Genomic DNA, 12,766 nt, shown 5'->3' with positions numbered 1-12,766 from the left:
GGTTCTTGTCGCTCCGACGCAATGCCGATCGCGCAATGCACGATTAGGCACTCGGTCGCGGGCGTTCTAACGCGGCTTGCCGCGCTACGCCAGTCGTTACGACACCAAAAGGCGTGGAAAATTCACGGCATATCCGAAAAGAGCGCACCAAATACCCGAGAATATGGCTTGCATCGGCCTTTCGAAGCAGTTGCCGCAAATATATTAGATTTACAGCATGTTACCGAAAGACTCGGCTAAGATACAAAAAGGCCCGCCGATGGGGCGGGCCTTTTATCCGACTGATTCAGTGGATTAACGAACCGACGGTCGTGTTCGCGGCCATTTCGGCCTGCCCTACGGCGCAATAGGTCGCGTTGTTTCCGGACACTGCACCCTTTGTGGCAAGGCGCTCGCGGGCGATGTCTTCGAGGCGGGCTTTCTCAACCTTGTCGTCCACGTAGGCATCAATCTCGTCAGCGCTGTAGCCCAGATCGCGGGCACGGCTTTTAAGGCCGTTGAGGTAGGAATACCCACGGATCAGGCGAACGCTGATGTTGTCGCAATTGTCGGCGATTTCGATTGCCATACCGGCGGCAATCAGGCCCTCGCTGATTTCAGTCACGTCCTTGAGCGGCGTCTGCGCGCCCGACGCCGTTGCGATAGTCGCTGCAAGCAGGGTCGGAAGAATGAGTCTGCGCATGGTCGTCCTTTCGTTGAATGCGGGGCAAGAAATGGAGCGACACCTACCGCTATTCAATATCACCCCGCCAAAACGTGATTGCAGAGGCCGAAAGGAGCCGCGGCCTGCCCCTGTTTTCCAGAGTGCAGGCCGCTTGGTCCGTGAGTGGACTAGCGCCCGTCGCAAGACGAACCAGACGTCACTACACATCAGAGCATCTGAATACGATAGTGGTTTTCCCGACCTGCGAGAATGCACAGAAACGCAAAAGGCAGCCCGAAGGCTGCCTTACGGTAAGTCACTGTTCTGCTTAATTATTCAGCAGCGATGCTCTTGCCATTCACGCGGTCTTCGATCACGTCGCGGAAGTTGCGGATCAGACCCTGAATCGGCCATGCAGCAGCGTCGCCGAGCGCACAAATCGTGTGTCCTTCGACCTGCTTGGTCACGTTGAACAGCATATCAATTTCTTCGACCGAAGCGTTGCCCTGAACGAGACGCTCCATCACGCGCATCATCCAGCCGGTGCCTTCACGGCACGGGGTGCACTGGCCGCAGCTCTCGTGCTTGTAGAACTTCGACAGGCGCCAGATCGCTTTGATGATGTCGGTCGACTTGTCCATCACGATGACGGCTGCGGTGCCGAGGCCCGAACCGAGTTCGCCGCGCAGGTAGTCGAAGTCCATGATGGCGTCTTTCATTTTCTCGCCGCGAACGCAGGGAACGGACGAGCCACCCGGAATAACGGCCAGCAGGTTGTCCCAGCCGCCACGGATGCCGCCGCAGTGCTTTTCGATCAGCTCTTCAAAGGAGATCGACATCTCTTCTTCGACGACGCACGGATTGTTCACATGGCCCGAGATCGCGAACAGTTTGGTGCCAGCGTTGTTCTGACGACCGAAGCCCGAGAACCACGACGCGCCGCGGCGCAGGATAGTCGGCACAACAGCAATCGATTCGACGTTGTTCACGGTGGTCGGGCAGCCGTAGAGGCCCGCGCCAGCCGGGAACGGCGGCTTCATGCGGGGCATACCCTTCTTGCCTTCGAGGCTTTCGATAAGCGCGGTTTCTTCGCCGCAGATGTAAGCGCCAGCACCGTGGTGCAGGTAGAGATCAAAGTCATAGCCCGAACCGGCAGCGTTCTTGCCCAGAAGACCCGCGTCGTAGGCTTCGTCGATAGCAGCCTGAAGCGCCTCGCGCTCACGGATGTATTCGCCGCGCAGGTAGATGTAGCAAGCGTGTGCGTTCATTGCGAAGGACGCGATCAGGCAGCCTTCGATCAGGGTGTGCGGATCATGGCGCATGATCTCGCGGTCCTTACAGGTGCCCGGCTCCGATTCGTCGGCGTTCACGACGAGGTACGACGGACGACCGTCCGATTCCTTGGGCATGAAGGACCACTTCAGACCGGTGGGGAAGCCCGCACCGCCACGGCCGCGAAGACCCGAAGCCTTCATCTCGTCGATGATCCAGTCACGGCCCTTCTGGATGATACCTGCCGTACCGTCCCAATGGCCACGAGACATCGCACCCTTCAGAGTGCGTTCATGCATACCATAGATATTGGTGAAAATCCGGTCCTGATCCTTGAGCATGGCTCATCCTTCATCATTCTGGCGTGAGCGCCAGATGCCATAAGTCATCCATAAAGCCCAGACAAAACCTGCAAGGGCTATAAGATCGAAAAGGGCGCGCGTCCTTTGGGACAGCCCCAGTTGCCGGCCAACAAAAGTCGCGACGATCCAGAAGATGCCGACACCGGCGAGAAACAGCGCCGCGCGCCGTCCGTCTGCACCACTAGCATTTTTCGGGTCGTTCGGCATTACTGACCTTCAACATCGTTGGTTTTGGCGCGAGCGCGGAAACCGGCAACGCCGAGTTTCAGCACCAGTTTAGCTTGTTCGACCCAGTTGTCGCGGGTCACGCGGCCTTTAAAGCGGGGGAGGTTGTTGTCCATCCACACGACTTCTTCGTCGGTCCACGCGGCAATCTGATCGTAATGATAGATGCCGTTCATATTCAGCGTCGCTTCGAGCTTCGGGCCGATGCCTTCGATGACCTTGAGGTCGTCGGCATCGCCTTCACGCGGCTCGTCGAGCGCAGCAGGGCGGACTCCTTCGCCTGTCACTTCGTCAGCGGTCGTGCCTTCGTCCTCGCCATCGTCGGTGCCTTGCGCGGGCTCGATTTCGACTTCGGTCGTGATAGCTTCGGCGGCTTCGGAGACCTCGGGTGCGATGCCTGTCTCATCGCTTTCTGGAAGCTCCGGATCGGGCTCGGCAACCACTTCGGGTTCCACCACCACTTCGGGTTCGGCGACTTCCACAGGCTCTTCGGCCTCTGGCGCTTCGTCGTCACAAAAGAAGTAGTTCAGCAAGAAACCCGCGACCGCGCCGACGATGATGCCAGCGATGATCGCCATCACCAGACCGAAACCCGACAAGACAGCAGCGATCAGCCCGATCACCGCAGCGGCGATCCAGCAGTTGCGCTGGCAGGCAGTGGTCGATGCGGAACGGGTTATGATCCTACTCCTGTGAAAAGCGGCCCGATGGAACGGGGCAGAGTTTTCCCTGCCCTACCAATCAGTTACCAGCCAGATCCTTGGCTTGGCCGATCCAGTTTTCACGCTCGACGCGGCCTTTGTAGTTCAGGCGGGTGTTGATCCAGGTCGCCTCGTCTTCGCTCCACGAAGCGATCTGGGCGTAGTGGTAGACACCGATGCCGTTCAGCTGCTCTTCGGCTTTCGGACCGATGCCGGCGATCTTTTTCAGATCGTCGGCGCCGCCGTCACGCGGAGCGTCGAGCAGTTCGGGCTGGGTGCCTTCGACCTGAACGTCGGCTTCCGGACGGCCGTTGCCGTCGACGGTGGCTTCCTGAACGGTCACACCGGTTTCGTCGACCGGCTTGCCTTCGGCAGGCTTCGGTTCGTTTTCTTCGATCTGCTTCTGGGTCGCCTTCGCGGTGCCCTGCTTGCCGAGCCACGGGGTCAGCAGCGGAACTTCGGTGCCGTCGATACGCTTGACGGTGTCGCCGATGTCGACAGCCAGCTGGGCCGAAGCGTTGTACTGCTGCTTGCCGCTTTCGTGGTCGGTCAGCGAGGTCAGGCCGGACAGCGGCTCTGCTGCATAGCGGCCGTTCTGCGGTCCCGGAACCGGAACGTTACCGGCGGCCAGCTCGTCGAGCAGCCAGCGCAGTTTGTCGGCGGTGAGGTCTTCGTAATAGTCCTTGCCGATCTGGGCCATCGGCGCGTTCGTGCAGGAACCGAGGCATTCGACCTCTTCCCACGTGAACTTGCCGTCAGCCGACAGCGTGAACGGATGAGCGTTGATCTTCTCTTTGCAGACGGCGATCAAGTCTTCCGCACCGCAGATCATGCACGACAGGGTGCCGCAGATCTGGATGTGAGCGATCGAACCGGTCGGCTGGAGCTGGAACATGAAGTAGAAGGTCGCGACTTCGAGCGCACGAATGTACGCCATGCCGAGCATGTCCGCGATGTATTCGATTGCCGGACGGGTCAGCCAGCCTTCTTGTTCTTGGGCACGCCACAGAAGCGGAATGATCGCCGAAGCCTGACGGCCTTCGGGATATTTGGTCATCTGGGCTTCGGCCCAGGCTTGGTTTTCAGCCGTAAAGGCAAAAGAAGCGGGCTGTTCGTGGTGCAAACGGCGAAGCATCAGGCTCTGGCTCCGGTCTTGGCGGCGGCGCGCTGCGCACAGCCTTGGTTTCTAAGTGTCAGGACGCGCTACACGTCCCTGTCTGGAGCGACATGCTCCCGTTTGGTTCGAGAACCGCGAGACCTTCGGCATAAAGCGTCTGTTCCGCGTCGAAAGCCTCTTCCTCGGTCAACCGCGATGCCGCCAGAATGGTGGCGCGGTTTTCGTTGGTCATGACACAGCCGCCGTTTTCTATCGCAACGACCAGCGCGTCAACGTTTTCCTGACTTCCGGCCAGCGCCGCAGTCGCCACGAGGGCAAGCGCGATACCGGCGATGTTCTTTCTCATTTCACTGCCCTTTCCGTAGGACAGAAGACCGCCGACCCCGAAAGGTCGGCGGCGCAAACTGTTTAGCGGTCGATCTCGCCGAACACGACGTCCATCGTACCGATGATCGCAGCCACGTCGGCCAGCTGGTGACCGGTCGCGATGTGGTCCATCGCCTGCAGGTGCAGGTAACCCGGTGCGCGCAGCTTGGCGCGGTACGGCTTGTTGGTGCCGTCGGCCTTGAGGTAGACGCCGAATTCACCCTTCGGGGCTTCAACGCAAGCGTAAACCTCGCCCTCGGGGACGTGGAAGCCTTCGGTGTAGAGCTTGAAGTGATGGATCAGCGATTCCATCGAGGTCTTCATATCGCTACGCTTCGGCGGAGTGATCTTGCCGCGGGCCAGAACGTCACCGCGCTCGACGCGCAGCTTGGCAGTGGCCTGCTTGATGATCGAGGTCGACTGGCGCATCTCTTCCATACGGACGAGGTAGCGGTCATAGCAGTCGCCGTTCTTGCCGACGGGGATCTGGAACTCGAACTCGTCGTAGCATTCGTAAGGCTGCGCACGGCGAAGGTCCCAAGCGAGGCCCGAACCACGGACCATAACGCCCGAGAAGCCCCAATCCTGGATTTCCTGCTCGTTCACGATGCCGATGTTGACGTTACGCTGCTTGAAAATGCGGTTTTCAGTCAGCAGGCCGTCGATATCGTCCAGAACGTTCGGGAAGTGATCGGCCCAAGCATCGATGTCGTCGAGCAGCGCGTCAGGCAAATCCTGGTGAACACCGCCGGGACGGAAGTACGCCGCGTGGAGGCGGGCACCGCAGGCGCGTTCGTAGAAGATCATCAGCTTTTCGCGCTCTTCGAAGCCCCAGAGCGGCGGCGTCAGCGCACCAACGTCCATAGCCTGAGTGGTCACGTTCAGAAGGTGGTTCAGAACGCGGCCGATTTCTGAGTAGAGAACACGGATCAGCGAAGCGCGGCGCGGAACTTCGACGCCGGTCAGCTTTTCGATCGCGAGGCACCATGCGTGCTCCTGGTTCATCGGCGCCACGTAGTCGAGGCGGTCGAAGTACGGCAGGTTTTGCAGGTACGTGCGGCTTTCCATCAGCTTTTCGGTGCCACGGTGCAGCAGGCCGATATGCGGGTCGCAACGCTCGACGATCTCGCCGTCAAGTTCGAGCACCAGACGCAGAACGCCGTGTGCCGCAGGGTGCTGCGGACCGAAGTTGATGTTGAAGTTGCGGATTTTCTGTTCGCCGGTCAGGGCGTCTTCGAAACCTTTGGCGCCGTCCATCACTTGGCCCCTTCCTTTTCGTCGCCCGGAAGGATGTATTCAGCACCTTCCCACGGGGACATGAAATCGAACTGACGGTATTCCTGAACCAGCTTTACCGGCTCGTAGACAACGCGCTTCTGCGCTTCGTCGTAGCGAACTTCGGTGTAACCGGTGGTCGGGAAGTCCTTGCGCAGCGGATAACCACGGAAACCGTAGTCGGTCAGGATGCGGCGCAGGTCGGGGTGACCCGAGAAGAGAATGCCGAACATGTCGAACACTTCACGCTCGAACCAGTTGGCCGAGGGGTGAACGTCGACGATCGACGGAACCATCTGGTCCTCGCGCACCGAAACGCGCAGGCGGATGCGGTGGTTCTGGTACATCGACAGGAAGTGGTAAACGACGTCGAAACGCTTGGCACGGCCCGGATAGTCGACCGCAGTGATGTCGACCAGCGACGAGAATTGGCAGGACGCGTCGGTCTTCAGAAACTCGACGAAGGCCACCAGTTGCGACGGGGCGACATCGACGTTCAGCTCGCCGTGGGTGACATCCCACGACACGACGGCGTCGGTCTTTTTCAGTTCGAGCAGTGCGCCCAGCTCTTTGAGTGCTTCGGACATATCGGCTCCTTAACGCACGATTGTGCCGGTGCGGCGGATTTTGCGCTGAAGCTGGAGGATACCATACATCAGAGCTTCGGCGGTCGGAGGGCAGCCCGGAACGTAAACGTCGACCGGAACAATGCGGTCACAGCCGCGAACCACCGAGTAGGAATAGTGGTAGTACCCACCGCCGTTCGCGCACGACCCCATCGAGATCACGTAGCGCGGTTCCGGCATCTGGTCGTACACCTTGCGGAGCGCCGGAGCCATCTTGTTGGTCAGCGTGCCTGCAACGATCATCAGGTCCGACTGGCGCGGGGATGCGCGCGGTGCGGTACCGTAACGTTCGATGTCGTAGCGCGGCATCGAGGTGTGCATCATCTCGACAGCGCAGCAGGCCAGACCGAAGGTCATCCAGTGCAGCGAGCCGGTACGGGCCCAGTTGATAACGTCAGCCGTCGAGGTGACAAGGAAACCCTTGTCCTGCAGCTCGCGGTTCAGGCCCTGCGTGACGACTTCCTTGTCCACGCCAGCCGTGTTGGCGCCGGTCATCACTCCCATTCCAGAGCTCCCTTCTTCCATTCATATGCAAAGCCGGCGGTGAGCACGGCGAGGAACACCATCATCGACCAGAAACCAACCATGCTCAGATCCTTGAATGCGACCGCCCAAGGGAACAGGAACGCGACTTCGAGGTCGAAGATGATGAAAAGAATCGAGACGAGGTAGAAGCGCACGTCGAATTTCATCCGCGCGTCGTCGAATGCGTTAAAGCCGCATTCGTAGGCCGACACTTTTTCCGGATCGGGGTTACGCACAGCGACAATCACCGCTGCAAGCACCAGAATCAGGCCGAGCACGATTGCCAGGCCGATAAAAACGACGATGGGGAGATATTCGCGAAGCATGTCTTCCACGATTTGTCCTTTCTCAAGGCACGCCCCGCACCGCTGCGGGTCCGTATGTTTGTCATGGCTTTACCGCTAGGGCGGCAGAGGGTCAACCAAGGCGCGGCTCCGGAGGGCCGGTTTTTGATCCCTAAACACAGATTCCTTGCCGGTAATCAGGCATTAAGGAACAATTGCTATGCTTTCGGCTCAAGTTTCGACGGAGACCATCGAATTGCGAGTCATTCACACCCTCCTCTCGCCGCGCACACCGATGACCATGATCGCCGCAGGGCTCTGCCTGCTGGCTTTGTTCATTTCTACGGTCGGCGGGGGCCACAGGATCACCCACATCTTCGGCGGCGGAGAGCTCGGATGGCTGGTCCTTTGCGCCCTGACCGCCCTGCCCCTCGTGGCTCTGGTGGTCTGGCAGCGCAACAATCACCTGCAAATGGTCGACCGGATGGCGCTGCTATCCGAGACCGACCTGCTGACCCGCTTTCCCAACCGCCCCACGTTCGTGAAGCGCGCGGCAGAGGCGCTGACCCGTTCGACGGGCACGATGCTGTTGCTCAACGCCGACAATTTCAGGCGCATCAACGATGAATACGGGCATACGGTGGGGGACATGTGCCTCGAAACGCTGGCCGAACATATCCGCGGGTTTATCCGTCACACCGACGAGATCGGACGGCTCGGCGGCGAAGAATTCGCAATCTTCATGCCGGGGCTATCGGTGGCCGATGCTGAGAAAGTGGCAAAGCGGCTGAGCGAAGGCACGTCGATCAACTGCGGATCGAGCCGCGTGCCGCTCACCTTTTCGGTCGGGATGACGCGCGCCGGCCCGCACACGACGCTGGACGAAGCGCTCAACGCGGCCGACTCGGCGCTGACTCGCGCCAAATCCGAAGGCCGCGCGTGCTACAGGGCCGCTTAGTCCTGCTTGCCGCGATAGGAGCGGAACCGATGGCGATAGATCAGGTTCGGACGCTCGCCTTCGATCAGGTAGAACAGAGAAAGGCCGGAGAAGATGAGGATCACGAGCGTCAGAATGCCGTATTCGGGACTCATGTTGCTCAGGTCCTTCAACGTACCGCCTAAAAGCTGGAGCAGAATATTGAGGAAGATCTGCGCGGCAGCCAGCATAACCGCAATCGGCGCACGCATGGCCAGCGTGATTGCAGTGAAGAGCGCGAGCAGCCCTTGGATCAGGCTCGTGACACCGCCGGCGACGAAAAAGCCATAGATGAAAGTGAAACCGATCAGCGCGAAGACCATCACGATCAGCCACAGCGCGAGGTTCAGACGCCCCTGAGGATGCGCGCGCGCCATTTCGGGCGTGACGTGAACCCACTGCGCGCCGGTGTGCTTGTCCATCTTGCCGTATTCGAAACGGCCCTCTTCGGGCATCTTGGCCATAGCGTCCTCTCGGTCAGTTGCCGCTATATCCGCGAATTACCCAGCGCGATCAATGCGGCAATTCGAATCGTCATTCGACGCCGTAGGCCGACAGATCGAGCTTGCGGCTGTTCGTCCGCTCTTCTTGCGTGAGGGGGAATTTGCGCAGCATCATCTCGTAGTTCAGCGCAACGCGGGTGCCCCAGCCTTCGTGAACGGCGGACATCAGGCGGACGTGGCCCTCCATCCAAGTCTGGCGCGAGTAGTTATCCGCCCCGCACCCGAACCCGCCGCGCTTCGTGCGAAGTCGCGCCAACAGTCCGGCTTTTTTCGCCGCGCGGGTCAGTTCTTCGGCATCACGCACCAGCTTTACAGTCATCTGTTCGACGAACAGAAACACCAGCTCGGCCCCGTCCACAGTGCGCCGGGTATCGCGATAGACATATGTGAATTCAGGCCCCTGCCCCAGCACATGCGGATCGGCGGGCGCGCAATCGGGAAGGCTGAAGTTACTCTGGGCACAGTTCAGCTTCGCCAGATCGGCGCGGATTTCCTCCTCTACCTCCTCACGGGTCACTGGTCGGCGGCCTCCTGTTGCCAGACAGCGCTCACTTCGGCGCGAATGATACGGGCGATCATTGCACAATCATCGAGGGAAAAGGTCAACGGCAACCTGAGGTCCAGAATGCCGCTCAGCACGCGGTCGGTCGCGGGCATCCGTTCATAGGGCGCGTACTGCCAACTGTCATAGCGAGAGGTAAAGCCCGTGGGCTCCGCCCCGCCGAACCATTTGATCTCGACCCCGCGCTTGGCGCAGCGGTCGACGACCTCTTTGATCTGGCGCGCATCCCAGTCGAGCAGCAGGAACTGGAAGGATGAGGCGACAAAGCCCTCTTCCTCGGGTCTTTCGATCAGTGACAGACCGGGGGTCGCTTTCAGCCCCGCCTCGACCACGCGATAACGGGCGTTCCACTTGCCGCATTGCTCGGAGAGCCTGCGCAACTGAGGCCGCAGGATCGCGGCGCGCAGGTTGTCCATCCGGCCAGAGATATTCGGCGTTTCGTATTTGATCCGCTTGAACGTCTCGGGCGGCGGCGCGGCGCGGTGGCGGTCGAACAGCATGTAGCTGCCCGAGAGCATAATCGCGCGGGCCATCGCTTCGGCATCATCGGACACCAGCAGACCGCCCTCGCCCGAGTTCATGTGCTTGTAGGTCTGCGTCGAATAGCAGCCGAAATGCCCGAAGCGCCCCGACGGCGTGCCGTTCCAGTTGGCGCCCATCGTGTGCGCACAGTCCTCGATCACGGTAACACCAGCCGCGCCGCAGATGCGCATCAGCTCGTCCATGTCACAGATATGCCCGCGCATGTGGGAGAGCAGTAGGTATTTCGAGCGGCTGACCTTGGCCCGCAGATCGTCGAGGTCGATGACCAGACCTTCGGTCACGCCGACATAGATCGGGGTCGCGCCAATCGAGGCAATCGCGCCCGGCACCGGGGCCAAGGTGAAGGCATTCGTCAGGACCGTATCGCCCGGCTTCACGCCCGAAGCGCGCATCGCCGTGGTCAGCGCGTAGCCGCCCGAAGCGACCGCGAGACAGTAGCGGGAACCGACCTGCGCGGCGAACTCCTCTTCCAACTGGGCGGCCTGCGCGATCTCTCCGTCGATCGTGTTGTAGCGGTGCAAGCGACCGCTTTGCATGACGTCGATGGCGGCTGCGATCCCCTCGTTGGGGATCGGCTCCTGCTGGGTGAATTTACCTTTGAAAATCTCGTCCATGGGCGGACGGTGGATCATCCGCCCGATACGGTCAAGGGCTCAGCCGATCAGCCGCGCCGCAATTGCCGGAAGGTCGGAAAAATCGTCCAGCAAAGCATCAGGCCCCAATGCGGCAACCGAGCGGCCCGCGGGCGAGAACGTCACCAGCACCGACGGAACACCTGCCGCCCGGGCGGTTTTGAAGTCGGTATCGGAATCGCCCACGAGCAGGCATCGCGCAGGATCACCGCCAGCACGGCGGACCGCTTCGCGCAGGGGCTCGGGGTCGGGTTTGCGAACGGGCAGCGTGTCCGCGCCGATCAGCGAATGGAACTCGCTCAGCACGCCCAGCTTGGTCAGCACATCAATCGCCAGACCCTGCGGTTTGTTGGTGCAGATCGACACCTTGAAACCCGCGTCCTTCAGCTCGGACACTGCCTGCATCGCATTGGGATAGAGCACCGTGTGGGTACAGATATCATTGCCGTACGCCTCCAGCAGGATCGGATACTGGCGGTCGATCTCTTCGGGCGGATGGCTCTGGGTGCGCGAAAACCCGAGCGTCAGCATCGCCCGCCCGCCCCGCAGCGCCGTTCCCGCATCCGATACAGGGTCGAGCACATCGCCAAGGCCCAGACCGCGGAAGCAGTGGTTGGCCGCATTCACCAGATCGCGGCTCGTATCGGCCAGCGTTCCATCGAGGTCGAAAACTACTGTAGGCATGATGATCCTGTATTTTTTCCTAGGTGTAACGAACGGAAAGGTGATGTGAACCCCCAAACCTTGCGGTATGGGATGGCTGACGCCATACACAGGCAAAATTATTTAGAGGCCGATATGAGCATTTCACTTATCGTTCTGGCTGCCGGCATGGGCACGCGCATGAACTCGGACACCCCGAAGGTTCTGCACGAAGTCGCCGGCGCCCCGCTCGTCGTACACGCCATGAAGGCCGGAGAGGCTCTGGACCCCGAACGCATCGTCGTCGTCACCGGCAACGGTGCCGAACGCGTCGAGAAGGCCGTGAAGGACTGGAACCCCGATACCGCTGTGGCGCTTCAGGCCGAACAGCTCGGCACCGGCCACGCTGTGCTGCAAGCCCGCGAGGCGCTGGAGGGCTTCGAAGGCGACGTCTTTGTTCTTTATGGTGACACGCCGTTCATCACGACCGAAACGCTGGAGAAGATGCTGTGGGCGCGCCGCACCCATGATGTCGTCGTGCTGGGCTTCGACGTGTTCGATCCGACCGTCCGCTATGGCCGTCTGGAAACCGAAGGCGACGACCTCAAGGCCATCGTCGAATTCAAGGACGCAACGGACGAACAGCGCGCCATAAGCCTTTGTAACTCCGGCGTTCTTTGCGCTGACGCGGTCACGCTTTTTGGCCTTCTCGACAAGGTCGGCAACGACAACGCGTCGGGCGAATACTACCTGACCGACGTCGTAGGCCTCGCCCGCGAGGACGGCCTGAACGCCACCGTGGTCCGCTGCCCCGAAGAAGAAACACTGGGCGTCAACACCCGCGCCGAACTGGCCCGCGCAGAGGTCATGTTCCAGACCAACATGCGCAACGAGGCGATGGACAACGGCGTCACCATGCACGCGCCCGAGACCGTGATTTTCGCCCATGACACCGTCATCGGTCGCGACGCGATCATCGAGCCCAACGTGGTCTTCGGCCCGCGCGTCACCATTGAATCGGGTGCCCGAATTCGCGCGTTCTCGCACCTCGAAGGGTGCCACGTCAGCCGCGGCGCGATGGTCGGCCCCTTCGCCCGCCTCCGCCCCGGTGCGGAGCTGAACGAGGACACCCACATCGGCAACTTCGTCGAGATCAAGAACGCCGTTATCGACGAAGGCGCGAAGGTGAACCACCTGTCCTACATCGGTGATGCCTCCATCGGTCGCCGCACCAACGTCGGCGCAGGCACGATCACCTGTAACTACGATGGTGTCTTCAAGCACAAGACCACCATCGGTGCTGACGCCTTCATCGGCTCGGACACCATGCTGGTCGCCCCCGTCACCGTCGGCAACCGCGCCATGACCGCGACCGGCACCGTCGTGACCAAGGACATTCCCGACGACGCAATGGCCATCGGCCGCACCCATCAGGAAAACAAAGCCGGTTTCGCAAGCAAACTTTTCGATATGCTGCTGGCCAAGAAAGCCAAGCAGACCAAAGGAGCCTGA

At 60.7% G+C, this 12,766-nt stretch carries 16 protein-coding genes; 2 read left to right on the top strand and 14 right to left on the bottom strand.

The window, feature by feature from the left end; translation table 11 throughout:
* Positions 1-286: 286 nt before the first annotated feature.
* From HCZ30_RS08850 to HCZ30_RS08805, 10 genes are all read right to left on the bottom strand, one after another.
* The gene (locus HCZ30_RS08850) at positions 287-682 is read right to left on the bottom strand and encodes a DUF5333 domain-containing protein (RefSeq protein WP_167637929.1); all 396 of its coding nucleotides are present in this window, start codon (positions 680-682) and stop codon (positions 287-289) included.
* Between the two features lie 293 nt (positions 683-975).
* Positions 976-2,256, bottom strand: coding sequence for an NADH-quinone oxidoreductase subunit NuoF (gene nuoF / locus HCZ30_RS08845; RefSeq protein WP_167637928.1), 1,281 nt, complete (start codon positions 2,254-2,256; stop codon positions 976-978).
* A gap of 3 nt (positions 2,257-2,259) precedes the next feature.
* Positions 2,260-2,484 carry a DUF5337 domain-containing protein gene (locus tag HCZ30_RS08840; RefSeq protein ID WP_167637927.1) on the bottom strand — a complete coding sequence of 75 codons (225 nt, stop codon included), beginning with the start codon at positions 2,482-2,484 and terminating at the stop codon, positions 2,260-2,262.
* The gene (locus HCZ30_RS08835) at positions 2,484-3,125 is read right to left on the bottom strand and encodes a hypothetical protein (protein WP_167637926.1); all 642 of its coding nucleotides are present in this window, start codon (positions 3,123-3,125) and stop codon (positions 2,484-2,486) included. Before HCZ30_RS08835 ends, HCZ30_RS08840 begins: the two co-directional genes overlap by 1 nt.
* Before the next feature lie 118 nt (positions 3,126-3,243).
* Entirely contained in the window at positions 3,244-4,338 is a 1,095-nt protein-coding gene (gene nuoE, locus HCZ30_RS08830; protein WP_167637925.1) for an NADH-quinone oxidoreductase subunit NuoE, read from the bottom strand.
* Between the two features lie 58 nt (positions 4,339-4,396).
* On the bottom strand, positions 4,397-4,666 hold the full coding sequence (locus HCZ30_RS08825; RefSeq protein WP_167637924.1) for a hypothetical protein: 270 nt from the start codon (positions 4,664-4,666) through the stop codon (positions 4,397-4,399).
* A 62-nt stretch (positions 4,667-4,728) separates the two neighbouring features.
* Positions 4,729-5,943 carry an NADH-quinone oxidoreductase subunit D gene (locus HCZ30_RS08820; RefSeq protein ID WP_167637923.1) on the bottom strand — a complete coding sequence of 405 codons (1,215 nt, stop codon included), beginning with the start codon at positions 5,941-5,943 and terminating at the stop codon, positions 4,729-4,731.
* Positions 5,943-6,548, bottom strand: a complete 606-nt coding sequence (locus tag HCZ30_RS08815; RefSeq protein ID WP_167637922.1) for an NADH-quinone oxidoreductase subunit C — start codon at positions 6,546-6,548, stop codon at positions 5,943-5,945. Before HCZ30_RS08815 ends, HCZ30_RS08820 begins: the two co-directional genes overlap by 1 nt.
* Before the next feature lie 9 nt (positions 6,549-6,557).
* The gene (locus HCZ30_RS08810) at positions 6,558-7,082 is read right to left on the bottom strand and encodes a NuoB/complex I 20 kDa subunit family protein (protein WP_167638127.1); all 525 of its coding nucleotides are present in this window, start codon (positions 7,080-7,082) and stop codon (positions 6,558-6,560) included.
* Positions 7,082-7,447: an NADH-quinone oxidoreductase subunit A gene (locus HCZ30_RS08805; RefSeq protein ID WP_167637921.1), complete on the bottom strand. Its 366-nt coding sequence runs from the start codon at positions 7,445-7,447 to the stop codon at positions 7,082-7,084. Before HCZ30_RS08805 ends, HCZ30_RS08810 begins: the two co-directional genes overlap by 1 nt.
* 169 nt (positions 7,448-7,616) lie before the next feature.
* Here HCZ30_RS08805 and HCZ30_RS08800 point away from each other — a divergent pair, with 169 nt between their 5' ends.
* A complete protein-coding gene (locus HCZ30_RS08800; protein WP_167637920.1) occupies positions 7,617-8,354 on the top strand; it encodes a GGDEF domain-containing protein in 738 nt (245 codons plus the stop codon).
* Here the strand turns inward: HCZ30_RS08800 and HCZ30_RS08795 are convergent.
* From HCZ30_RS08795 to HCZ30_RS08780, 4 genes are all read right to left on the bottom strand, one after another.
* On the bottom strand, positions 8,351-8,836 hold the full coding sequence (locus HCZ30_RS08795; protein ID WP_167637919.1) for a hypothetical protein: 486 nt from the start codon (positions 8,834-8,836) through the stop codon (positions 8,351-8,353). The two genes, HCZ30_RS08800 and HCZ30_RS08795, sit on opposite strands and share 4 nt — an antisense overlap.
* A 70-nt stretch (positions 8,837-8,906) precedes the next feature.
* Positions 8,907-9,392: a hypothetical protein gene (locus HCZ30_RS08790; RefSeq protein WP_167637918.1), complete on the bottom strand. Its 486-nt coding sequence runs from the start codon at positions 9,390-9,392 to the stop codon at positions 8,907-8,909.
* On the bottom strand, positions 9,389-10,594 hold the full coding sequence (locus HCZ30_RS08785) for a DegT/DnrJ/EryC1/StrS family aminotransferase (protein WP_167638126.1): 1,206 nt from the start codon (positions 10,592-10,594) through the stop codon (positions 9,389-9,391). Before HCZ30_RS08785 ends, HCZ30_RS08790 begins: the two co-directional genes overlap by 4 nt.
* Positions 10,595-10,633: 39 nt before the next feature.
* Positions 10,634-11,296 carry an HAD-IA family hydrolase gene (locus HCZ30_RS08780; protein WP_167637917.1) on the bottom strand — a complete coding sequence of 221 codons (663 nt, stop codon included), beginning with the start codon at positions 11,294-11,296 and terminating at the stop codon, positions 10,634-10,636.
* 114 nt (positions 11,297-11,410) lie between these two features.
* Here HCZ30_RS08780 and glmU point away from each other — a divergent pair, with 114 nt between their 5' ends.
* Positions 11,411-12,766, top strand: coding sequence for a bifunctional UDP-N-acetylglucosamine diphosphorylase/glucosamine-1-phosphate N-acetyltransferase GlmU (gene glmU / locus HCZ30_RS08775; RefSeq protein ID WP_167637916.1), 1,356 nt, complete (start codon positions 11,411-11,413; stop codon positions 12,764-12,766).

Origin of the sequence: Marivivens donghaensis (genome assembly GCF_011806565.1) — a bacterium.
Classification (GTDB): domain Bacteria; phylum Pseudomonadota; class Alphaproteobacteria; order Rhodobacterales; family Rhodobacteraceae; genus Marivivens; species Marivivens donghaensis_A.
Note: the sequence above shows the minus strand (reverse complement) of the source record. Positions and strands in the feature narration are given on the sequence as shown.